General features: G+C 67.9%; 19 protein-coding genes. 8 read left to right on the forward strand and 11 right to left on the reverse strand.

What is annotated here, in order from left to right; genetic code table 11:
* Positions 1–4: 4 nt before the first annotated feature.
* The gene (locus tag ACQR1B_RS24515; protein ID WP_434836392.1) at positions 5–889 is read right to left on the reverse strand and encodes a metallophosphoesterase family protein; all 885 of its coding nucleotides are present in this window, start codon (positions 887–889) and stop codon (positions 5–7) included.
* A gap of 127 nt (positions 890–1,016) precedes the next feature.
* On the opposite strand from ACQR1B_RS24515, the gene ACQR1B_RS24520 reads away from it, so the two are divergent.
* The 3 genes from ACQR1B_RS24520 (at position 1,017) to ACQR1B_RS24530 (ending at position 3,785) form a co-directional block, all read left to right on the forward strand.
* Complete coding sequence (locus ACQR1B_RS24520) at positions 1,017–1,538, forward strand: NUDIX domain-containing protein (RefSeq protein WP_434836464.1); 522 nt, start codon at positions 1,017–1,019, stop codon at positions 1,536–1,538.
* Between the two features lie 48 nt (positions 1,539–1,586).
* Entirely contained in the window at positions 1,587–2,528 is a 942-nt protein-coding gene (locus tag ACQR1B_RS24525) for a glycosyltransferase family 2 protein (protein ID WP_434836391.1), read from the forward strand.
* An 84-nt stretch (positions 2,529–2,612) separates the two neighbouring features.
* Complete coding sequence (locus tag ACQR1B_RS24530) at positions 2,613–3,785, forward strand: M20 aminoacylase family protein (protein WP_434836390.1); 1,173 nt, start codon at positions 2,613–2,615, stop codon at positions 3,783–3,785.
* Between the two features lie 16 nt (positions 3,786–3,801).
* On the opposite strand, the gene qhpR is transcribed toward ACQR1B_RS24530, so the two are convergent.
* The 4 genes from qhpR to ACQR1B_RS24550 form a co-directional block, all read right to left on the reverse strand.
* The gene (gene qhpR, locus ACQR1B_RS24535) at positions 3,802–4,863 is read right to left on the reverse strand and encodes an AraC-like transcriptional regulator QhpR (protein ID WP_434836389.1); all 1,062 of its coding nucleotides are present in this window, start codon (positions 4,861–4,863) and stop codon (positions 3,802–3,804) included.
* Between the two features lie 155 nt (positions 4,864–5,018).
* On the reverse strand, positions 5,019–6,425 hold the full coding sequence (gene eat / locus ACQR1B_RS24540; RefSeq protein WP_434836388.1) for an ethanolamine permease: 1,407 nt from the start codon (positions 6,423–6,425) through the stop codon (positions 5,019–5,021).
* A complete protein-coding gene (gene eutC / locus ACQR1B_RS24545) occupies positions 6,418–7,197 on the reverse strand; it encodes an ethanolamine ammonia-lyase subunit EutC (protein ID WP_434836387.1) in 780 nt (259 codons plus the stop codon). The genes eat and eutC overlap by 8 nt, the downstream gene beginning before the upstream one ends.
* Positions 7,194–8,594 (reverse strand): ethanolamine ammonia-lyase subunit EutB, encoded by a 1,401-nt coding sequence (locus tag ACQR1B_RS24550; protein WP_434836386.1) that lies wholly within the window; start codon positions 8,592–8,594, stop codon positions 7,194–7,196. Before ACQR1B_RS24550 ends, eutC begins: the two co-directional genes overlap by 4 nt.
* 245 nt (positions 8,595–8,839) lie before the next feature.
* Between ACQR1B_RS24550 and ACQR1B_RS24555 the strand changes: the two genes are divergently transcribed.
* Positions 8,840–9,352 (forward strand): GNAT family N-acetyltransferase, encoded by a 513-nt coding sequence (locus ACQR1B_RS24555; protein ID WP_434871286.1) that lies wholly within the window; start codon positions 8,840–8,842, stop codon positions 9,350–9,352.
* A 159-nt stretch (positions 9,353–9,511) separates the two neighbouring features.
* Here the strand turns inward: ACQR1B_RS24555 and ACQR1B_RS24560 are convergent, their stop codons facing one another.
* The 6 genes from ACQR1B_RS24560 to ACQR1B_RS24585 all read right to left on the reverse strand — a co-directional run bounded on the left by ACQR1B_RS24560 (position 9,512) and on the right by ACQR1B_RS24585 (position 19,540).
* On the reverse strand, positions 9,512–11,836 hold the full coding sequence (locus ACQR1B_RS24560) for a TonB-dependent receptor domain-containing protein (protein ID WP_434836384.1): 2,325 nt from the start codon (positions 11,834–11,836) through the stop codon (positions 9,512–9,514).
* A 161-nt stretch (positions 11,837–11,997) separates the two neighbouring features.
* Positions 11,998–12,369 (reverse strand): DUF2946 family protein, encoded by a 372-nt coding sequence (locus tag ACQR1B_RS24565; protein ID WP_434836383.1) that lies wholly within the window; start codon positions 12,367–12,369, stop codon positions 11,998–12,000.
* A 188-nt stretch (positions 12,370–12,557) separates the two neighbouring features.
* Positions 12,558–14,621, reverse strand: a complete 2,064-nt coding sequence (locus tag ACQR1B_RS24570; RefSeq protein WP_434836382.1) for a hypothetical protein — start codon at positions 14,619–14,621, stop codon at positions 12,558–12,560.
* A 145-nt stretch (positions 14,622–14,766) separates the two neighbouring features.
* On the reverse strand, positions 14,767–17,589 hold the full coding sequence (locus ACQR1B_RS24575) for a DUF4159 domain-containing protein (protein ID WP_434836381.1): 2,823 nt from the start codon (positions 17,587–17,589) through the stop codon (positions 14,767–14,769).
* The gene (locus ACQR1B_RS24580) at positions 17,586–18,542 is read right to left on the reverse strand and encodes a DUF58 domain-containing protein (protein WP_434836380.1); all 957 of its coding nucleotides are present in this window, start codon (positions 18,540–18,542) and stop codon (positions 17,586–17,588) included. The genes ACQR1B_RS24575 and ACQR1B_RS24580 overlap by 4 nt, the downstream gene beginning before the upstream one ends.
* Positions 18,542–19,540, reverse strand: coding sequence for an AAA family ATPase (locus ACQR1B_RS24585; protein ID WP_434836379.1), 999 nt, complete (start codon positions 19,538–19,540; stop codon positions 18,542–18,544). The genes ACQR1B_RS24580 and ACQR1B_RS24585 overlap by 1 nt, the downstream gene beginning before the upstream one ends.
* Before the next feature lie 280 nt (positions 19,541–19,820).
* Here ACQR1B_RS24585 and ACQR1B_RS24590 point away from each other — a divergent pair, with 280 nt between their 5' ends.
* From ACQR1B_RS24590 to ACQR1B_RS24605, 4 genes are read left to right on the forward strand one after another with little or no spacing between them, the layout of a single operon-like run.
* Complete coding sequence (locus tag ACQR1B_RS24590) at positions 19,821–20,438, forward strand: DUF1285 domain-containing protein (RefSeq protein WP_434836378.1); 618 nt, start codon at positions 19,821–19,823, stop codon at positions 20,436–20,438.
* Between the two features lie 26 nt (positions 20,439–20,464).
* Entirely contained in the window at positions 20,465–21,109 is a 645-nt protein-coding gene (locus tag ACQR1B_RS24595; RefSeq protein ID WP_434836377.1) for a CoA pyrophosphatase, read from the forward strand.
* A complete protein-coding gene (locus tag ACQR1B_RS24600; RefSeq protein WP_434836376.1) occupies positions 21,106–21,369 on the forward strand; it encodes a DUF6111 family protein in 264 nt (87 codons plus the stop codon). The genes ACQR1B_RS24595 and ACQR1B_RS24600 overlap by 4 nt, the downstream gene beginning before the upstream one ends.
* Positions 21,366–22,619: a CCA tRNA nucleotidyltransferase gene (locus tag ACQR1B_RS24605; RefSeq protein WP_434836375.1), complete on the forward strand. Its 1,254-nt coding sequence runs from the start codon at positions 21,366–21,368 to the stop codon at positions 22,617–22,619. Before ACQR1B_RS24600 ends, ACQR1B_RS24605 begins: the two co-directional genes overlap by 4 nt.
* The last annotated feature ends 96 nt before the right edge of the window (positions 22,620–22,715 follow it).

Below are 22,715 nucleotides of genomic sequence, written 5' to 3' on the forward strand. Positions count from 1 at the left end.
GCGCTCAGAGCAGCCGGATCTGGCGGATCTCGCGCGCACGCAGCGCGTCGTTGACGCCGCGCACGGTCATGTCGCAGCGCCAGTGATTGCCGTCACGGGCGATGGCAAAGATGTTGTAGGCCGCGGCCGGCGTGTGGCCATGGGCGAGCGAGGAGGCCGAGGGGACGCCGACGACCGGAATCTTGCGCTCCGGGCCGTCGATCCAGATGGTCGAATGGACGTGGTCGTGGCCGTGCAGCACCAGCTCGACGCCGTGGCGCGACAGCAGCGCGATGAGATCCTTGGCGTCGGTGAGCCGCTTCATCCGATTGGCCGAGCGCAGCGGATGATGCACCAGCAGCACGCGAAACAGCGGCTCGTTGCCGAGCGACTGCAGCAACTGCTCCAGCGCGGCGAGCTGGGCGCTGCCGAGCCGGCCGGTCGCCATGAACGGGGCGGAGGGCACGGCCGACGACAGACTGATCAGCGCCAGCGGCCCGCGCCGGCGCAGCGAGGGGAACGTCGCCGGCCCCTCGGCGTCGCCGCCGAAATAGTCGGCAAAGCTCTCGGCGAAACGCAGCCGCGTCGAGCGCACATAGGCGTCGTGATTTCCGGGGATCGCGGTGACCTTGTCGGGCGGCCCGACCGTCCGCAGCCAGGCCTGGGCGATCGGGAATTCCGATTCCAGGGCGAAATTGACCAGATCGCCGGTGACGGCGATCTGGTCCGGCATCTGCGTATGCAGATCGGAGACGAGCAGATCGAGGACGTCGCGGCGATGATATCTGTAGCGGTTGCGCGTCCAGTTGAGATAGGCGAGCGCCCGCTTGCCCGCGAGCTCTCTCAGCCGCGGCCGCGACTGCGGGGCGAGATGCGGATCGGACAGATGGGCCAGCGTGAAGGCAGCCATCACGCGCCTCGGCGCCGATGGCGGATGCAAGCGCGCCGTGATGTCATCTCATGCTATTCCTCGTGGTGCCCGGCTCTCATGGCAAGCCCGGCTGCGAAGCGCAAGAACAACCGGGACCACGACATTCATGACGACATATCTCAGCGGGCTGCGGATCCGGTTCGAGCCCGTGCTCCGGCGCGGCTTCCACCTGTATTGGCGCTTCGCCCGCGGCATGACCCTGGGCGTTCGCGGCGTGGTGCTGGATGCCGACAACCGCGTGTTCCTGGTGAGGCATGGCTACGTCTCGGGGTGGCACCTGCCGGGCGGGGGTGTCGAAGTCGGCGAGACCTTCACGCAGGCGCTGACGCGGGAGCTGTTCGAGGAGGGGCGGATCACGCTTTCCGGCGAGCCGGAGCTGCACGGCATCTTCCTCAACCGCCACGTGTCGCCGCGCGACCACGTCGCCGTGTTCGTTATCAAAAGGTTCACGCAGGACCGCCCGCCGGAGCCGAATCTCGAGATCGTCGAGACCGGCTTCTTCGCGCGCGACGCGCTGCCGGAGGGAACCACGCTGGGCACGCTGTCCCGTCTGCGCGAGGTGCTGGATGGCGTTAAGATCATTCCGACATGGCGGCCGGAAGGCGGCGCGCCGGCCGGATCATTATGAATTTCTGCACCCAAAGCGGGCAGTCTCCCGGCCGTGGGAGACGGGTCAATGAGTTCACCATCGATGCGCATCGCCGTGCTGGTGCCCTGCTACAACGAGGAGGCGGCGGTCGCCACCGTGGTCCGCGACTTCAGGCAGGCGCTGCCGGCGGCGACGGTCTACGTCTACGACAACAATTCCAAGGACCGCACGGTCGAGGTCGCGCGCGCGGCGGGCGCCGAGGTGCGCTGCGAGCGGCGGCAGGGCAAGGGCCACGTCGTCCGGCGCATGTTCGCCGACATCGATGCCGACATCTACGTGCTGGTCGACGGCGATGCTACCTATGACGCGCCGAGTGCGCCCGGCATGATCGAGCGGCTGGTCGCCGAGCACCTCGACATGGTCGTGGGCCTGCGCGTCGACCAGGAGCAGGCCGCCTACCGCATGGGCCACCGCACCGGCAATTGGATGCTGACGAGCTTCCTCGCCGAGGTGTTCGGCCAGGCCTTCAAGGACATCCTGTCCGGCTATCGCGTGTTCTCGCGCCGCTTCGTCAAATCCTTCCCCGTGCTGTCCGACGGCTTCGAGATCGAGACCGAGCTCACCGTCCATGCGCTGGAGCTGGCGCTGCCGGTCGCCGAGATCGCGACGCCGTACTACGCGCGGCCCGAAGGCTCGGTCTCCAAGCTCAACACCTGGCGCGACGGCTTTCGCATTCTCGGCACCATCCTGAAGCTCTACCGTTCGGAGAAGCCGCTGCGCTTCTTCACCGCGATCGGCATCTTCCTCGCGCTCATCTCGATCGGCTTCGCGATTCCGATTCTCGTCACCTACATCGAGACCGGTCTGGTGCCGCGGTTGCCGACCGCCGTGCTGTCGATGGGCCTGATGATCATGGCGCTGCTCTCGGCCTCCTCGGGCCTCGTGCTCGACACCGTCACCAGAGGGCGCCGCGAGATGAAGCTGCTGGCCTATCTGTCGCACGCGCCGATTGGAGGGGGATACCGGTGAGCGGGGGCGGAAAGCTTGTGTCCGCGCGCCGTTCCGGCCATGGTCCGGGCTGGTCAACGTCCTGCAACGAGAACACTGCTCCTCATGCCCATCCTCAACAGCATCGCCGCGCTCGCGGACGACATGGCCGCCTGGCGTCACGATTTCCACGAACATCCTGAGCTGATGTACGAGGTGCACCGCACCGCCGGCATCGTCGCCGAGCGTCTGCGCGACTTCGGTTGCGACGAGGTCGTGACCGGCATCGGGCGCACCGGCGTGGTTGGCGTCATTCGCGGCCGCAAGACCGAGTCCGGCCGCACCATCGGCCTGCGCGCCGACATGGATGCACTGCCGATCGAGGAGGCCTCCGGCGTCCCCTATGCCTCGAAAACGCCGGGGCTGATGCACGCTTGCGGCCATGACGGCCACACCGCAATGCTGCTGGGCGCCGCCAAGCATCTCGCCGAGACGCGGAATTTCGATGGCACCGCGATCGTGATCTTCCAGCCGGCCGAGGAGGGCGGTGCCGGCGGCAAGGCAATGGTCGATGACGGCCTGATGACGCGCTGGGGTATCCAGGAGGTTTACGGCCTGCACAATGCGCCCGGCGTGCCCGAGGGCGTGTTCGCGCTGCGGCCGGGCCCGATGCTGGCGTCGTCCGATCAGCTCGAGATCACCGTGCACGGCAAGGGCGGCCATGCCGGCGCCGGGGTTCACAAGGCGGTCGACAGCGTGCTGATCGCAGCCCACATCATCACCGCGCTGCAGTCGATCGTGTCGCGCAACGTCGATCCGGTCAAATCCGCCGTCATCTCGATCTGCATGGTCGAGGCCGGTAAGGCCATGAACGTCATCCCTGAGACCGTCGAGCTGAAGGGCACCGTGCGCACGCTCGATCCCGAGGTGCAGGACCTGGTCGAGCGCCGCATCGCCGAGGTCGCCGACGGCATCGCCCGCACCTATGGCGGCGCCGCGACGACGAAGTACACGCGGCTCTATCCGATCACGACGAACCATGCGCGCGAGGCCGTGATCGCCGCCGACGTCGCGCGTGACGTGGTCGGTGCGGAACGTGTTGTCGACAACGCGCCGCCGCTGATGGGCGCCGAGGATTTCGCCTTCATGCTGCAGGCCCGTCCCGGCGCCTTCGTCTTCCTCGGCATGGGCGACGGCAACGACTGTCACCATCCGGCCTATCGCTTCAACGACAACATTCTCGGCCACGGCGCGTCCTATTGGGTGCGGCTGGTCGAGAAGACGATGCCGGCGGGCTGACGCTCGCCCTGTGGCATCAGCCGCTGGTCACCGGTTGCCGTGAGCGTTGGCGCCACTGCCGCGGGCTGCAGCCGGTCCAGCGTGCGAAGGCGCGGGAGAAGGCGGAGGCCTCGGAATAGCCGAGCAGGAAGGCGACGTCGCCGAGCGGCAGATGCGTCTGGCGCAGATAGTGGCGGGCAAGATCGAGCCGCGTCGTCTCGACGAGATCGGAGAAGGTGGCGCCGAACTCGGCAAGGCGGCGCTGCAAGGTCCAGGGCGTCGTCGACAGCGCGTCGGCGACCTCCTTGAGATGCAGCGCGCCGGCCGCCAGCCGGCGCCTGATCTCGCCGCGGACGAGATCGAGGAATGCCGGCGTGCCGCAGGAGCCGGCGATGCCGGCGAGATCGCTCGTCAGCCGCTGCAGGCGCGAGCGGTCTGCCCCTGGCATGGCGCGGTCCAGGCCGTGATCGCGAAACACCAGCGCATTGGTGCCTTGTGACCACCCGACCTCGGCATCGAAAGCCGCCTCATGGTCGCGCCAGGCGGCGGGCCGGGCATGTTCGAACATCACCATGTCAGGTGCCCAGCCGGACGGCAGGCAGGCGCGGAAGACGTTCGCGAACATGCCCATGGTCAGCTCGGCGTCCTGCCGGCGATCGACGATCGAGCCGTCGAGGATGCGATATTCGAGGCGGAGAAAGCCGTCCTGGCGCGTCAGGCGGGTCTCGGTGGCCTGCTGGTGCCAGGGAAACCACAGAGCCAGGTGCTCGATCGCGGAGCCGAGCGTCGGCGCGGACAGTGCGATCTCGCCGATCAGGCCGAGCATCTGCGGCTGGTAGCGCTGGCCGAACCACAGTCCGAAATTGTCGTTGCCGGTCTCCTGCGCAGCCTCTTCCATCATCGCGACATAGTCGGCGAGATCGAGCGCGCGGCGGGTCTGGCCGAGGCAGGTTGCATCGATGCCGATCCGCTCGAACACCGCTTCCGGGCGGCCTCCCGTTCTGGCGATGAAATCGGCAACGCCGGTCGCAGCGGAGGCCAGGATGTTTCGACGTCGATCCCGCGGATGCCGGCTTTCGGCTGAAAGGTGCTGTGCCATGAGATCCTCGCCCTTGAGGAAATGCGCCGTTGGTTGACACCTCGTAATGATGCAAGTGACGTGCCTGCCGAAGCAGGCTTGCGACGAAACCCTCCGCGCGAGGATATGGCGCGGAGGGGGTTGGCCTCGATCGGCGATCGCGCGATCCCGCTACATCAGTCGGCCATGGCGCGGGCCTCGTTCAGCGCGATGTCGAGCAGATTGTCATTGGTCGCATGGCCGCGCCTGCCCGCCGTCAGACGATAGAGCGGCAGCCCGGCGGCGAACAGCACCACGAAGGCCGCGAACACCTGCAGGTTGAACCAGATCATCGTGAGCAGCGAGAGGCTCGCACACACCAGCGCCACCGCCGGCAGCACCGGATAGAGCGGCGCCTTGAACGGCCGAACCAGGCTGGGCTCAGTGGCGCGCAGGCGGAACAGCGCGGCCATGCTCATGATGTACATCACCAGCGCGCCGAACACGCTCATGGTGACGATGTTCGCCGTCAGCGTCTGCCCGGCGAACTGGATCAGCTCGTCGGAGAAGATCGCGGCGATGCCGACCACGCCGCCGGCCAGGATCGCCCAATGCGGTGTGCGGCAGGTGGGATGCAGCGCGGCGAGCTTGGCCGGCAGGAAACCTGCGCGCGACAGCGCGAAGATCTGCCGCGAATAGCCCATGATGATGCCGTGGAACGAGGCGATAAGGCCGAACAGGCCGATCCACACCAGCATGTGCAGCCAGCCCGAATTCTCGCCCACCACGATCTTCATCGCCTGCGGCAAGGGATCGTTGATGTTGGAGAGCTTCGCCCAGTCGCCGACGCCGCCGGCCATGATCATGGTGCCGAAGGCGAGCACGACGAGGGTCAGGATGCCGGCAATGTAGGCGCGAGGAACGGTCTTCGTCGGATTCCTGGTTTCCTCCGCGGCCATCGCGGCGCCCTCGATGGCAAGGAAGAACCAGATCGCAAACGGAATCGCCGCGACGATGCCGCCGATGCTCGCCAGCGAGAACGAATTCTCGCCGGCCCAGCCATTGGCGGCGAAGTTGGCGAAGGAGAAGCCGGGTGACACGACGCCCATGAACACCAGCAGTTCGGCGATTGCCAGGATCGTGACGAACAGTTCGAAGGTTGCTGCAATGGTCACGCCGGCGATGTTGAGCGCCATGAACACGACATAGGCGCCGAGCGCGGCCGCCTTCGGCGACAGCGCCGGAAACTGGACGTTGAGATAGGCGCCGATCGCCAGTGCGATAGCGGGCGGCGCGAACACGAATTCGATCAGCGTCGCGAAGCCGGCGACGAAGCCGCCGAGCGGACCGAAGGCGCGATAGGAATAGGCGAACGGGCCGCCGGCATGCGGGATCGCGGTGGTCAGCTCGGTGAAGGAGAAGGTGAAGGTCGTGTACATCACCGCGATGAAGATCGTGGTGACGAGGAAGCCGAGCGTGCCGGCCTTGTCCCAGCCATAGCTCCAGCCGAAATACTCGCCAGAGATCACCAGCCCGACCGCGATGCCCCACAGATGGAGTCCGGTCAGGCTCTTCGAAAGCGTCGGCTTGGTCTCGTCACGCATGTCCACGCGCTCCTGTCGTGTTGTGATGGATGTGTAGTGGTGGTGTCGTGGCCTCAAGCGCGGCGTCCGGCGCCGCTTCCTTCAGCCCGATGCCGGTGACGCCGATGCGCAGCGCTTCGCGCACCAGCCAGGCCAGCTTGTCGGCGGCGCGGTCAGCCGCGAGGCCGTGACCGTGAATGTTGGAGATGCAGTTGCGAGCGCTGTCGCGCAGGCCGGGCGCCGGATTCAGTGTGAGGTAGACGCCGAGCGAGTCCGCCGCCGAAAGTCCCGGACGCTCGCCGATGAGGACGGCGACCAGACGGGCGCGCATGGCGGCGCCGACATCGTCGCCCAGTGCCACGCGCGCCTGCGAGGCCAGCACGATCGGACCGATCGTGTGGCCGGCAAGACGCGCCGCGGTCGCGATCACGACGTCGGCGGCATGGCTTTCGACAGCATCGGCGGAGAGCCCGTCGGCAATGACGAACACGAGATCGAATGGACCCGATGGAAGCCCAGACGCTTCGCCGGCGGCCAGGCGGCGGCCGAGGTCGGGCCTCCGCAGGTAGCTGGCGCGATCTGGTGCTGCGCTCGCGACCTTGATCACCTCGCGCGGAGCGAGCGCGTCGGCGATGCCGTCGAAATTGACCTTGCCCCACACGGCATCGCGCGCGAGCGCATGCGCCATCTGGAATTCGAGCCTGGCCTTTGTCGGGAGCCCGTCGCCGGAGCGGCCGAGCCCGACGCGGGCGCGCGTCATTCGCCGCAGCCTGTCGAATGCGTCGTCCCTCATGCGCGTCCTCCCTGGCCGATGAGCCGGACCACGGCCGGCGCGCTGCCGGGCAGCGGCGGCACGCGACCGCTGTCGTCGAGCAGGCCCATCCGCGCGAGCCACGCCTCGAACTCCGGCGCCGGGCGGCGGCCGAGCAGATGCCGCAGCCGCATCACGTCGTGATGTGACAGGCTCTGATAGTTGAGCATGATGTCGTCGGCGCCGGGCACAGCGATCAGGAAGTTGACGTTGGCGGCTGCGAGCAGCAGCGCCAGATCGTCCATGTCGTCCTGATCGGCCTCGGCGTGGTTGGTGTAGCAGACGTCGCAGCCCATGGGCACGCCGAGCAGCTTGGCGCAGAAATGATCCTCCAGCCCGGCGCGAATGATCTCCTTTGCGTCGTAGAGATATTCCGGGCCGATGAAGCCGACGACGGTGTTGACCAGCAGCGGCGAGAAGGCGCGCGCGACCGCATAGGCGCGGGCCTCGACGGTCTGCTGATCGAGGCCGTGATGGGCGTCGGCCGACAGCGCCGCGCCCTGGCCGGTCTCGAAATACATCACGTTGTTGCCGATCGTGCCGCGCTCGAGCGACGAGGCGGCGTCCTGCGCCTCGGCCAGCAGCGCCAGCGTCACGCCGAAGCCGGCGTTGGCGGCCTCGGTGCCGGCGATCGACTGGAACACGAGATCGAGCGGCGCGCCTTTCTCGATCGCCTGGATCGAGGTCGTGACGTGGCTGAGCACACAGGACTGGGTCGGCACCTCGAATTTCAGCCTGAGCTCGTCGAGCATCGTCAGCAGGCGGATGCAGGCCTCGACATTGTCGGTCGCGGGATTGATGCCGATGACGGCATCGCCCATGCCGAACAGCAGGCCGTCGAGCGTGCCGGCAGCGATCGCCATGGGATCGTCGGTCGGATCGTTGGGCTGCAGCCGCGACGACAGCCGCCCGTGCAGGCCGATCGTCGAGCGGAAGCGCGTGACCACCCGGCACCTGGCGGCGATGGCGACGAGGTCGCCATTGCCGCAGAGTTTTGAGACCGCGGCGACCATTTCCGGCGTGAGGCCGGGTGCGAGCGCGCTCAGCCGCTCGGCATCCGCCTCCCACGACATCAGCCATTCGCGCAACTCGCCGACCGTCAGCGCGGCGATGGGCGCAAATGCGGCAGCATCGTGGCTGTCGAGGATCAGGCGCGTGACCTCGTCGCTCTCATAAGGAATCAGCGGCTCGTCGAGAAACCGTCGCAGCGGCACGTCGGCGAGCGCCATGCGCGCCGCCACCCGTCGCGTGGCGCTGTCGGCTGCGACGCCCGCCAGCTCATCGCCGGACCGGCGCGGCGAGGCGCAGGCCAGCAGCGTCTTGAGATCATCGAACACATGCGTTTCGCCGCGATGGCGCGACCGGAAACCACCCGTCATCTTCGACCTGCCGCTGGTCCTTGCGTTGGAGCGGTCCCCGCGGCCACGACCGCGGCCGCAACGCTCATGACTCGGTGCAGGTTACCCGATGCCGGCGCGGGAAACTTGACATCTCAGCACAATCTTAGGTCACGTCGCGCAAATGCTCAGAAATTCAGCATGCGGGCCAGGCCACGCGAATGCAGCCAAACCGGGTTGTCACGCCATGGACCGCGCCGCGCCGGGATGCTATCTCGCCACCCCACATGAGTGACCTTTCCATTACGATTTCCGCCGAGAAGCCGGGCGACGCACAGGCGATCGAGCGGCTGCATGAGCGCACCTTCGGCCCCGGCCGCTTCGTGCTGAGCGCCTACCGGCTGCGCGAGCATGTCGACCATCTGCTCGAATTGTCGTTCACCGCCCATATAGGCACCTTGCTGGTCGGCTCGGTGCGGCAGCTGCCGATCTGTGTCGGCGACACCAAGGCGCTGATTCTCGGGCCGCTCACGGTCGAGCCGCCGTTCCGCAAGCATGGCATCGGCCGCATGCTGATGGAACGCTCGATCGCGGATGCGCGGACCCAGGGCCACCGCTTCATCCTGCTGGTCGGCGATGCCGCCTATTACACGCGTGTCGGTTTCAAGCCGGTGCCGAAGGGCCGGGCGACGATGCCGGGTCCCGTCGACTACAACCGGCTGCTGGTAAATGAGCTGGTCGAGGGCGCCTTCGACGGCGTCGAAGGCGCGATCCGTCCGGACTGGGACTACGCGAAGTAGCCCAGCAAAGGGTGCGCTCCCTCGCCCCGCTTGCGGGGAGAGGGTTGGGGTGAGGGGGACTCTCCACGAGCTCAGTGCGTGGAGAGTCCCCCTCACCCGGATTGCATCTGCGATGCAATCCGGCCTCTCCCCGCACGCGGGGAGAGGCGAAGACCTCACTCAGAACTTCAGGTTCGCAAAAATCCGCACGCCGATGCCGGGCAGCAGCACCTCGTCCTTGGTGTAGGACACGGAGTTGCGGATCTTCTCGTTCAACAGATTGTTGCCGACCATGCCGACCAGCATCTCGCGCGCGCCGAACATGTTCGGGTCGAGCTTGGTCCGGTAGCTGACCTCCGCCTTCAAGAGGTTGTAGCCCGGCGTCGGCGTCTCCGCGATCCGCGCCACGTCGTTCTGCGCGAACGCATGCAGCAGGTTGATACGCGTCAGCCAATTGGCATCACGCCAGAACACGCCGCCGCCGACGCGCATCGGCGGAATCCGCGGCACGTTGGTGCCGTCGGGGAAGGTGGCGCGGACGACGTCGAACTGGTTCTCGATGCCCCAGATGCCGCTGCCGAGCGCGGCGACGTCGTACTGGCTCTGGAACTCGAAGCCGCGGAACAGCGCGTTGCGCTGCGAGTAGACCGCCTGGTTCAGCTCCGTGCCGGTGGTGCCGCAGGACGCGAAGTCGTCGTCGCACATCACCCCGGTCAGACGTCGATAGATGAAGTTGCTGAACTGCGTGTAGTAGGCGGTGGCCTCGAAGCGGAACGGGCCGGTCGCCTTGCGCAGGCCGGCCTCGACGGTCTTGGCGGTCTCGATCGTCAGGTTCGGATTGCCGATGTCGAAGGTCGCGGTCGCATCGTGCCCGCCGCGCGAAAACAGCTCGGCCGCCTTCGGTGCGCGCTCGACATATTGCGCGGTGACGCTGGCGACGAGATCGCCGGGCAGGTTCTGCAGCAGGCCGACGCTTGCGCTCTTCGGCGTATACGACGGATTGCGCGCGATGTTGGCCTGTGGCGTTCCGTCCGGCAGATAGTCGACCGGGAAGTTCGGCGTCGAGCCGTTCAGCGACACATGCTCGATGCGGCCGGCGATCTGCGCCTTGGTCGAGGGCGAGAAGGCGAACTCGTTGAAGACGTAGCCGGCGACGCGGTTGTTGGTGTTGGGGCCGAACAGGCCGTTGAAGACAGAGCCGGGATTGTCGGGGCTCGGCGCATTGAGTTCCTGGTGGCCGGCCTGCACGCCGTAGGCGGTCGTCAACGTGGCGAAGCGCAGATTGACCGGCATCATCTGCATCTCGACGCGCGCTTCCTGCTCGCGATTGGTGAAGGTCTGACGCACACCGTCCGTGGTCGGATCGGTCGTATCGGCCAATCCGATCTCGTTGTGCCGATAATCGGTCGCGCCGGCCCAGAAGCGGATGGCGTCGATGGCCGCGGAGTCCGGACGGTACTCGCCCTTCGTGGTGATCTTGGTCTGGTGCGCGTCGATCCGCGTGCGGCTGTCGGCGCCGTCGATGCCGGGAATGTGGTAGAGCGCATCGGTCTGCGTGATCGCGGCACCAATGAACCCGCCGGAGAAGAAGTAGCTGCCGCCGATCGAGGCGCCATCGTTCTGCACGGCCGAGTTCGGCTGCCGCCCGTTCACCGGGCGGCTTCGATCGAACAGATAGGGATAGCCGGGAATCGAATAGTCGCCGGTCTTGCGGCCATAGGCGTCGGCATGGAGCGCGAAATTGCCGCCGCCGGCATCGAGCAGCACGCCGCCTTCGACGCCGCGATCCACCGAACTGAACGACGTGCGCGTCTCCGCAGTGACGCAAGGCGCGGCACCTGCGGAAGGCGCGCTCGCCGGCAGGCCGTAGGTCTGGAACGGTGCAGTCGAGCACGTCGGCAGCGCCTGCGGGATGCGGTTGTTGGTGGCGCTGACGACGCCGCCGATCGAGGTCGAGCCGTAGCGCAGCGCCGCTGGCCCGCGGACGACTTCGATCTGATCGCTGGTGAGCGGGTCGATCGGCACGAAATGGTCCTCGCCGAGATCGGAGGCGCCGCCGCCGCCGAGCCCGTTCTCGACGATGCCGACGCGGTTGACGTCGAGGCCGCGGATGATCGGCCGGCTCGAGGCGCCCGGCGCGAAGCTGGAGCCGGTGATGCCGGGCTTCGAATTGAGGAGATCGCCGAGGGTGGCGGCGCCGGAGCGGCGAAGCTCCTCGTTTGGCACCACGGTGACGGTGGCGAACTGATCGGTGACGACCGGCAGCACGCCCTGCTGCGGCGGAGGCGGCGCGGTCTGCGCCTCGCGTACCGGCGCCGGTGTGCGCGTGCCGCCCCGGGCGACGCGCGCAGCGGGATTGGGCCGCGGCACGACCGGCTTGCGGGCGCGGATCGGGCTCGGCGCCGTCACATTGACCTCGGGCAGTTCCGCCGCCGGCTTCGGATCATCGGCGCGCGCGGGCGCGCCCAAAAGGCACAGCATGGCTGCAGCGCTGCAGCCCGACATCAAAGCTCTCGGCAACATTCTTCCATTCCTGATCCTGATCAGGCGTCCCACGGTCGTCATTGCTGGTGGGATGCGCCTGCCGTCGGCTTGCGACGGACCCATTCCTGCACGCCGGTCGAATGCGCATCGGCGCATCGGTCGCAGCGTCTCGCGGCTGGTGATCAGGCGGTCGGAGGTGCGCGTGGCTGGAACGCCGTGCCGATGATGACGCGATCGATCGACTCGACGATCGGCGTCGGCTTGCGGAAGGCCACCGCGTGCGGCGGGGTCAGGGATGGGGGCGGCGACAGCAGGATCGATTGCGCCATCGCCATGACGGCGCAGATGGCGCAGCCGTCGGCGGCGGGCTGCTGGTCGGGATCCTGGCTTGCCGGCAGTGAGCCGGTGTGAGCCTGGGCAATCGTCAGACGACCACCGTCCAGGGCCTGTGCGGAGAGCCAATGCACATGGCCGAAGGCGAGCGCGAACTGCACCACCAGCGCAAGCAGCGCCAGCCGCGAGACATCCTTGATGTTCGCGCGAAACCAGCTCATGGCCAGCTCTGGCTCATGTGAATCGGCCACCCCGTTTGGCTGATGGGCTCAGCCACTGTTACAATGTAACATCGCAGGGGAGCCCTGCAGCGTCAATCAGGGCACCGCAGAAACGGGCACAATCAGGGATGATTGTGCCCTTCGCGCCACGATGCCCGCACCGTCAGGTGCGAGCGCGCGCGGCTCGATCAGCGTCCTTCGCGGACCCACGTCGCGGCCAGCGCGCCGAGCAGCAGCAGGAGGCCGATGACGCCGGCGAACATCGGCAGCACGCCGACGCCCTTGACCACGCTGGCGTCACGCATCCGCACGCCCATCCAGCCGTCACCGCTGAACAGCGTCGACGATTTGACCGGGACGATGCGCGGCATGTCGAGGCTCGATCCGTCGGCGATGCGGCGGGCGTCGCCGCCGGTCGCCTGCGCCAACGGCTTCAAGGTCTCGGTGGTCGAGGTGACCTCGGAGAATTCCTTCGGGTTGGTGGGGCCGACATTGATCAGCGCCTTCAGGGTGCCGTCGGTGGCCTGCCACAGGCCGAGTTCGCTGGCCGGCAGCGTCGCGCGCCACTCGCCGGGATCGCCTTGGGCGAGCGTCAGCTCGCGGGTCTGGCCCGACGGCGAGGTGACGGTCACCGGCGGGACTGTGTCGCCCATGGTCTGGCGGATGACGGCGAGGTCCTTGCCCTGCATCTGCAGCCGCAGCGCTTCCTCATCGAGATCGGGTTGCTGCATCAGCCAGTGCGACATCCGACGGAGCAGATCGAGATGCGGGCCGCCGCCTTCATAGCCCCGCGCCCACAGCCAGATGTGGTCGGACAGCAGCAGCGCCACCCGGCCGGCGCCGAAGCGCGACAGCAGCAGCAGCGGCTTGCCGTCGGCACCGGTCATCACCGGCGGGCTGACGGCATTGCGGGTCTCGACGGTGCGGAAGAAGCGGCTCCAGCGCGGCGGCTCGGCACCCGATCCCTCGAGGCCGCGCGTGACCGGATGGCGTTTGCCGGCGTCCGAGAGATGCGCATAGAACGGTTTCTCGGTGACACCGACCGGCTCGGCGGGCAGCACCGAATCCAGTGGCGTGCGCCAGATGCTGGTGTTGGACGCATAGTCCGGCCCGGCCGAGACCAGCACCGCGCCGCCGTTACGCACGTAGCGCGCGATGTTGTCGAAATAGGCGATCGGCAGCACGCCCTGACGGGCGTAGCGATCGAAGATGATCAGCTGGAATTCGTTGATCTTCTGCTGGAACAGCTCGCGGGTCGGAAACGCGATCAGCGACAGCTCGTTGATCGGCGTGCCGTCCTGCTTCTCCGGCGGCCGCAGGATGGTGAAGTGGACGAGGTCGATGCTGGCGTCCGACTTCAGCAGGTTGCGCCAGGTGCGCTCGCCCGAATGCGGCTCGCCCGACACCAAGAGCACGCGCAGCTTGTCGCGCACGCCATCGATCGAGACGACGGCGCGGTTGTTGACGAGCGTCAGCTCGTTATCGAGCGGGGAGGCCTCGATTTCGACGATGTTCTGGCCTTCGTGCTTGATGTCGACGTCGATCGTGGCGCTCTGGCCGCTGGTCAAGGTGCGCTCGTTGATCACCTCGCCGTCGCGGCGGATCACGACCTTGGCGCTGGCGCCCGTGATGCCCTGGTCGTCGAGCCGGAAGCTGACGGTCTGCGGCTGGCCGACGATGCCGAAGCGGGGCGCGGCGGTGATCGCGACGCGGCGGTCGCGCTCGGCCTTCTGCCCGGTGATCAGCGCCTGCAGCGGCGCCTGGAAACCGAGCGCGGCGGCGTTGCCGGGGATGTCGTGCACCCGGCCGTCGGTGATCAGGAAGGCGCCCGCGACGCGGTCGACCGGCACGTCCGACAGCGCCGAGGTCAGCGCGCTGAACAGATGCGTGCCGTCGGTCTCGCCGTCGGCCTGGCCAGCCTCGACGACGCGCACTTCGAGGCCCTTGATCTTCTTCAAGCTATCGACCAGCGCCTCCTGGGCGGCTTGCGTCTGCTTGGTGCGGTCACCGAAATTCTGGCTCGGGCTCTTGTCGACGACGACGGCGGCCACCGACGTCAGAGGCTCGCGGTCCTCGCGCGTGAACTGCGGATTAGCAAGCGCGAGCGCGATCAGGGCCAGCGCGGTGACGCGGATCCAGGCCGAGCGCGAGCGGCTGATCAGCAGCAGCGCCGCAATGACGACGATCGCCCCGATCGCGAGCCACAGCACGATCGTCGGAACCAGAGGGGTGAACGCGATGCCGTAGTTCATGAGGCAAACTCGCTGTTGTCTTCGTCATGGCCGGGCTCGTCCCGGGCATCCACGTCGAGCCGCATAGCAGGATGGACGTGGATGCCCGGGACAAGCCCGGCCATGACGACGATGTGTTTGGCGCGGCCTGGGCGCAGAACTAATTTCACTGCCCGAGCCGTTCGATCAGCGCCGGCGCGTGCACCTGGTCGGCCTTGTAATTGCCGGTCAGGGTGTACATCACGATGTTGACGCCGGCGCGGAAGGCGAATTCGCGCTGGCGCGGCTCGCCTGGCACCATCGGCAGCATCGCCTGGCCGTCGGGCCGGATCGCCCAGGCGCCGGCAAGGTCGTTCGAGGTGATGATGATCGGCGAGACGCCATCGCCGCCACGCGCCGGGCGCGCGGCGCTGTCCTCATCGTCGTCCTTCGGCAGCGTCTCGACCCAGGTCTGGCCGGTGGTGAAGCGGCCGGGGAAGTCGCGCAGCAGATAGAACGTCTTGGTCAGCACGTGCTCGCGCGGCACCGGCTCGAGCTCGGGCACATCGAGCGAGGACAGGATGTCACGCAGCGACTGCATGCCCGGTGTCTGCTGCGCGCCGTTGTCGCCGGGCGGCGCCTCGACCGCGTCGCGGGTGTCGAAGATCACGGTGCCGCCCTGCTTCATATAGGCGTCGATCTTGTTGATGGCGTCCTGCGGCGGCTTCGGCGCGCCCGGCACGATCGGCCAGTAGATCAGCGGGAAGAAGGCGAGCTCGTCACGCGCGGGATCGATGCCGACGGGATCGCCGGCTTCGAGCGCGGTGCGCTGCGCCAGGAACAGGGTCAGCCCGGCCAGGCCGGCCTTGACGATGGTGTCGACGTCGGCATTGCCGGTCACGACATAGGCGAGCCGCGTCTGCGACACCGCCCGCATCGCGAAATCGTCGCTGGCCGCGTCGGCGCGTGCCGTGGTCGGCATCGCCACCGCGAGCAGGGCGCCGGCGGCGAGCATGGCGAGAGCGATCGCGGCCGGAGCGGCGCGGCGGCGACGCAAGAGCGCAGCCAGCGCACCGCCAAGCAGCGCGACGATCACGGCATCGATCAGGAACAGCAGCAGGGCGGTCGAGAGCATGATGCCCCGGAGGTCGCGCGGCTCTGCCGTGGTGTAGCTGGCGCGCTTGGCGCGCAGCGCTGACGTGTCGAGCGGCAGGATGCGATCGGCGGGGCTGAGCGTGTTCACTGCGGTGGGTCCCTCGGCAGGGCCGTAGAATCCGGGTGGATGATCCAGCGAAGCCCGGTCGTTCGAATCGGCTGGCAGCGGCTTGGCCGTCGAAGGCGGCGGTCCAAAGGCGCCGAAGCCGTCGAGAATGTGCAGCGGCGCCAGCGTCGCCTTGGCGGTCTCGCCGGCCGGTCCCGGCCCCGGTGTCGAGGTATAGCCGGACATGTCGACGATGCGGCGGAGCATCTCGACCATGGCGCCGGACATCGGCAGGTCCGACCAGCGCATGTCGGCGCTGACGTGGAACAGCGCAATCAGTCCCTTGCCGCGATGCTCGCCGGTGACCAGCGGCGTGCCGTCCTCCAGCGACGCCCAGCTCTTGGTCGCCAGCACGGCGTCGGGCTCGGCCAGCACCTGACGGCTGATCGTGACGTCCTTGGGCACGCTGATGCCGGCGAACGGGCCGTCGGCGGCGAAGGCCGCCAGACGCTGCGGCTTCTCCCAGGTCAGGCTGCCGCCGAGCGTGCGGCCGCCGCGGCGCAGCTTCACCGGCACCAGATCGTCGTCGCCCTGCGCCAGCCGGGGACCGGCGAAGCGCACCAGCACGCCGCCATTCTCGATCCAGCCGTTGAGGCGGTCGCGCAGCTCCGGCGACAAGGTGCCGACATCGGCCATCACGATCATCGGCACCTTCTGGTCGAGGAATTGCGTGATGATCTGCTGCGGTGCGCCGCGGTCGCCGAGCCGGAGGTCGGCGAAGGGGGACAGTGCGCGCGTCAGATAGAAGGTCGGCGCGAGCAGCGGCTGCGCGGTGTCGCTGGTGGCGCCGGAGACGATGCCGACGGCGCGACGGCGCCAGCGCTTGTCAAGCAACTGCACGGCGCCCGCGGAGCGTTCGCCGGCGATCTCGAGCCGGGTGATGTCGTTGCGCAGTTCGACCGGCAGGTCGAAGCTCGCCTCGGTGTCGCGTGCACCGGCGGCGAAGCTGAACGGCGCCTCGCCGAGCGGCGAGCCCTTGGCGTCGAGCGCACGCACGATGCCGCCCGGCACCGACAGATCGGCGCGCAGCACCTTCACGGTCATCTTGGCCGCAGCGTTCTCGGCGCCGGCCAGCGCCAGCGGCGACGGCGCGCCACCTTCGAACACGGTCAGGCTGCGATCGCCGATGGTCTTGGCGAGACCCGTCACGAACTCGCTGCCGCGGCCGGGATCGACGCCGTCCGAGAACCACAGGATCTCGGCATCGCCCGTGGCCTTCAGAAAGCGATCGAGCTGCGGGAGCGCATCGGCGCGCTCGGTGGTGTAGGCCTTGGGGGCGATCTGGCGCAGCGCGACGCGCGCCGCACCGGCCGGCATCAAGGTGAGGTCGCGGGCAGGCTCCGACAGCGGCAGCAGGGCAACGCCGCGCCGGTCGGCGTCGGCATTGGCGATCATCTCGTCGGCGGCCTTGATGCGCGTCTCCCAGCTCGCGGCCGCGCTCCAGCTGTCGTCGAGCAGCAGCACCATCGGCGCCTTGCTGCCGGCGGCCTCGGTGCGCGGGTTCCAGATCGGGCCGGCTGCCGCGAAGATCACCAGCGCTGCCGCGATCAGCCGCAACAGCGTCAGCCACCAGGGCGAGCGCGACGGCGTCTCTTCCTTGGGCGTGATGTCGAACAGCAGGCGTGTCGGCGGAAATTCGATGCGCCGCGGCCGCGGCGGCATCACCCGCAACAGCCACCACAGCACCGGCAGGCTGATGAGCCCGGCCAGCAGCAGCGGTTCGGCGAAGGACAGCGGCAGACCCATCATGCGCCGAGCCCTCGGATGCCGGCCCCAACCTTGACGTTGCCGCGCGCGGCCCCCTTGGCCGTCGTCATGCCGGCGTGCAGGAACAGCAGCAGCTCGGCGGCCGAGCGGCTCGTGGTGTGCGTCGTGAACAGCCAGCCGAGCTTGCCGGTCTCGGAGCGGATCTGGTCGCGATGCAGCGCGACGCGGGCGACGTAGTCCTGCGCCCAGCTCTCGGCGCGGCCGGCGGTGATGACCTCGCCGCCCTCGGGCTCGACGAACTCGACGCGGCCGGAATAGGGAAAGGTCTCCTCGGCGGGATCGACCACCTGAACCATCGTTCCGTGTGCGCCCGACGCCGACAGGCCCGTCAGCATGGTGCTGATCTCAGGGATCGGCGACCAGAAGTCCGACAGCACGACGATCTCAGCCAGCGCCGACGGCACGAAGGACGGCGGCAGGCTCGGCCTGATCGCCTCGTCATGCAGCATCGCCTGCGCGATGCGGTCGATCACGTTGCGGCTCGCGGTCGGATTGACCAGGCCGGGAATGCCGACGCGTTCGCCGCCGGCCACGAGCAGCTCGGCCAGCGCAAAGGTCACGATCAGTGCGCGCTCGAGCTTGCTGTCGCGCGCGCCTTTGGATGCGAACGCCATCGACGGCGAGCGGTCGGGCCAGATCCACACCGTGTGCGCGGCCTCCCATTCCTGCTCGCGGACATAGAGATGATCGTCACGCGCGGAGCGGCGCCAGTCGACGCGCTGCGACGGCTCGCCGGAGACGAAGCGGCGATACTGCCAGAAGCTTTCGCCGGAGCCGGCGCGCCGCCTTCCGTGCAGGCCGTGAATCACGTTGGCCGCGATCTGCCGGGCTTCGAGCACCAGGCGCGGCAGCGACGACGCCAGCGTCCGGCTTTCGCCGTCGGCACGCCGGATTGCGAGAATCTCCTTGTCGGCATGCCCCGGTGCTGCGGCCATCAACCAATCCGGCTCTTCAGTTGCCGGATCACGTCCGGAATGGTGCGGCCCTCGGCGCGGGCCGGGAAGGTCAGCGCCATGCGGTGCTTCAGCACGGGCTCGGCGAGATCGAGCACGTCGTCGATCGACGGCGCGAGGCGGCCATCGAGCAGCGCACGCGCGCGCACAGCGAGCATCAGCGACTGGCTGGCGCGCGGGCCGGGGCCCCAGGCGATCAGCTTGCCGGCCTCGCCAGCCTCGGGACCGGGGCGCGCCGAGCGCACCAGCGACAGGATCGCCTCGACGACGGAATCGCCGACCGGCAGCCGGCGCACCAGGCGCTGGGCTGCGATCAGCGCATCCGCGCTCATCGCGCCCTTGGCGGCGCTCTCTTCGGCCCCCGTCGTCTCGAACAGGATGCGGCGCTCGGCGTCGCGATCGGGATAGTCGACGTCGATCTCCATCAGGAAGCGGTCGAGCTGCGCCTCGGGCAGGGGATAGGTGCCTTCCTGCTCCAGCGGGTTCTGGGTCGCGAGCACGTGGAACGGCTTGGGCAGGTCGTGCCGCGCGCCTGCAACGGTGATGTGCTGTTCCTGCATGGCCTGCAGCAGCGCCGACTGCGTGCGCGGGCTGGCGCGGTTGATCTCGTCGGCCATCAGAAGTTGTGCGAATACGGGGCCGGCGATGAAGCGGAACGAGCGCTTGCCGCCGGCGCTCTCGTCGAGCACCTCGGCGCCGAGAATGTCCGATGGCATCAGGTCGGGCGTGAACTGGATGCGTTTGGCGTCGAGGCCGAGCGTCACGCCCAGGGTTTCGACCAGCTTGGTCTTGGCGAGGCCGGGGACGCCGATCAGCAGCGCGTGGCCGCCGGACAGGATCGTCACCAGGGTGTTTTCCACCACCTTGTCCTGGCCGAAGATGACGCTGGAGATCGCCTCCTTTGCCGCGCGGATCTGTCCGGAGACCTGTTCGGCCGATCGGACGATCGCATCTTCGAGCTTCTCGGCACTCTCAGCCATTCCCGTCGCTCCTTCTGCCCTGCAACTTCTTCAACCGTCCGACCGGCATTCCGCTCCAGTTTGTCGGGACGCGGCTGCCAATGTATGCGAAGGCGCTGTATTCGTTGAGTTAAACTATCCCCATATTATCGGCATTCAGGGGTATTGACGGCATCACGTTATGGCGACCTTACATCACGTGCACGGCTGCCAGGAACTTTTGCACAGACGACGGCGATGAAGACTTGCACCGAGGTCTTGCACCAATCGTGCCAAGGCATACGCAAACTCAGGGCAAACCATGGCGAAGCAAGGGCAGACCACAGATCAGGGGACCACAGATCAGGGACTCGAACGGCTGACGTCGGCTGCGGCGCAGGCCGGCTCGTCTGGAAAGGCCCTGCCGCCGGTGCATCTGTGGAATCCGCCATTTTGCGGCGATATCGACATGCGAATCGCCGCTGATGGTAGCTGGTACTACATGGGCACGCCAATCGGCCGGCCCGCGCTGGTGCGGTTGTTCTCGACCATCCTCAAGCGCGAGGACGGCCGCTATGTCCTGGTCACGCCCGTAGAGAAGGTCGGCATTCGCGTCGATGATGTCCCCTTCATGGCCGTAGAACTGCGGAAAGAAGCCGATGCACAGGGCGTGCGGCTCCACTTCCGCACCAATGTCGACGACTGGGTCAGCTGCGATGCGGAACACGGGCTGCGCTTCGAGCCGGGCGACAGCGGCGGGCTCACGCCTTATTTGCACGTCCGCGCGGATCTCTGGGCCAAGGTGACGCGGGCGCTCTACTATGAGCTAGTTGACATGGGTGAGGAGCGGATGGTCGATGGTGAGGTCATGTTCGGGGTGGAGTCGGCTGGAGCGTTCTTCCCCATGGCCAAGGCAGAAGAGGTGAGGGCGGCGCTTTGAACGAGCCCATGGTGGCGAGGACGACGATGGCTGGCGTCAGCTCGGCCGAGTTCTTCGAGCGCGGTCGGAAGCGGCTGCGTTTCGACGTTCCCAAGGCCTTGCTCGATCCGGACGTCATCCCGAGCAGCGGCGATTCCGGCACGGATCGCATGCTCGAGATCATCGCCCGTGAGCAGCCGATCCGGCCCGCCGCGGTGCTGATCCCCGTGGTCGATCGTCCCGAGCCGACCGTGCTGCTGACGCAGCGCGCGCCGAACCTGTCCAGCCATGCCGGCCAGATCGCGTTTCCCGGCGGCAAGATCGACGTCACCGACGCCTCACCGCTCGACGCGGCCTTGCGCGAGGCGGAGGAGGAAGTGGGCCTCGACCGCAGTTTCGTCGATCCCATCGGCTATCTCGACGTCTATGGCACCGCCTTCGGTTTCCGCATCCTGCCGACGGTGGCGCGGGTGCAGCCCGGCTTCACGCTCGAGATCAACGCGGGGGAGGTCGACGATGCGTTCGAAGTGCCGCTGGCGTTTCTGATGGACCCCGCCAATCACCAGGTGCATTCCAAGGAGTTTCGCGGCATGGAGCGCTCGTATTACGCGATGCCGTTCGCGGAGCGCTACATCTGGGGGGCGACGGCGGGTATACTCCGGGTGCTCTACGAGCGGATCTATCTGTCATGATCCGAGCCGTATTGACGGAAATCGGAATTTTCCTCATTCCTTTCGCAATTTATGTGCTGTTCTTACTCGCGACCCGATCCGGACTGTTGGCGCCGGCCAGCTGGCCTCTGCATCTGGTCGTCAAATTGATGGTGGCGGCGCTGGTGTTGGTCATTGCAAGTCTGGTTCTGGTCGCCGAATTCTCCGGCGCGCCGCCGCATTCGACCTACGTGCCCGCGCATATCGAGAACGGCAGGCTCGTTCCCGGAGTCGAGAAATGACCGGCGCGCGGGTCCTGAGCGCGCCCTGGCTCTCGTCGGGGCCGGCCGCGCGGGTGCTCGCGCTGCTCAATTCCGATGGCGAGGAGGCGCGCGTGGTCGGCGGCGCCGTGCGCAACGCGCTGCTCGGCATCGACATCGGCGACATCGACATCGCGACCACGGCGCTGCCGGCCGAGGTGATCCGGCGCGCCAAGGCCGCCTCGATCAGGAGCGTGCCGACCGGCATCGATCATGGCACCGTGACGCTGGTGCTGGACGGTCATCCGTTCGAGGTGACGACCCTGCGCGAGGATACCGAGACCTTCGGCCGCAAGGCCAAGGTCGAATTCGGCCGCGACTGGATCGGCGACGCGCACCGTCGCGACTTCACCATCAACGCGCTGTCCGTGGGGCAGGACGGCATCGTGCACGACCATGTCGGCGGCCTCGCCGACATCGCCGTGCGCCGCGTGCGCTTCATCGGCGATCCCGCCGAGCGCATCGCCGAGGATTATTTGCGCATCCTGCGCTTCTTCCGCATCCATTCGGCGTTCGGCCACGGCGATCCCGACCGAGACGGCTATCTCGCCTGCATCGCCGGCCGCGCCGGGCTCGCGACGCTGTCGGCCGAGCGCGTGCGGATGGAGATGCTGAAGCTCCTCGTCACCGAAGGCGCCGTCGGCGCGCTCGGAGCGATGACCGACGGCGGATTGCTGACGTCCTTGCTCGGTGGCGTCGCCTATCTCGGCCCGTTCGCGGCGATGATCGACATCGAGCGCGAGCTGGCGCTGCCGCCGAACCCGGTCCGCCGGCTCGCCGCGCTCGCGGTTGCCGTCACCGAGGATGCGCGCCGCCTCGGCACGCGCCTGAAGCTGTCCAATGCCGAGACCAAGGCGCTCGACGGCATGGGCCATCGCTGGTGGCGCTTCGCCTCCGCCGACGAGGCGCGCGCGCGGCGTCTGCTCTATCGCCTCGGCGAGACCGTCTATCGCGACCGCCTGCTGCTCGGCTGGGCGCGTGCCGGCGGCGATCGCAACGACCCGCGCTGGCGCGAGCGCGCGCTGTTGCCGCAGCGTTTCACCCCGCCGAAGCTGCCGTTGAAGGCCGCTGATTTCATCGCGCGCGGAGTGGCGGAGGGCCCGCTGCTCGGCCACGTGCTGACGCTCGCCGAGGATGCCTGGCTGGCGGCGGATTTTCCGCTCGACGAGGCCTCGCTGAACGTGATCGCCGATCAGGCGGCGGCGCGTGTCAATCGCGACGGGCGGAGCTGACGCCGCGCACCACCAACGGGCTTGATCAAGACCTTGGGCAGGACGGAACTGACGGGCGGATCAATCTCTTGATTTTTGTTATGTTATAACGTTACG

The sequence above is a fragment of the Bradyrhizobium oligotrophicum genome, from assembly GCF_051168495.1.
Classification (GTDB): domain Bacteria; phylum Pseudomonadota; class Alphaproteobacteria; order Rhizobiales; family Xanthobacteraceae; genus Bradyrhizobium; species Bradyrhizobium oligotrophicum_A.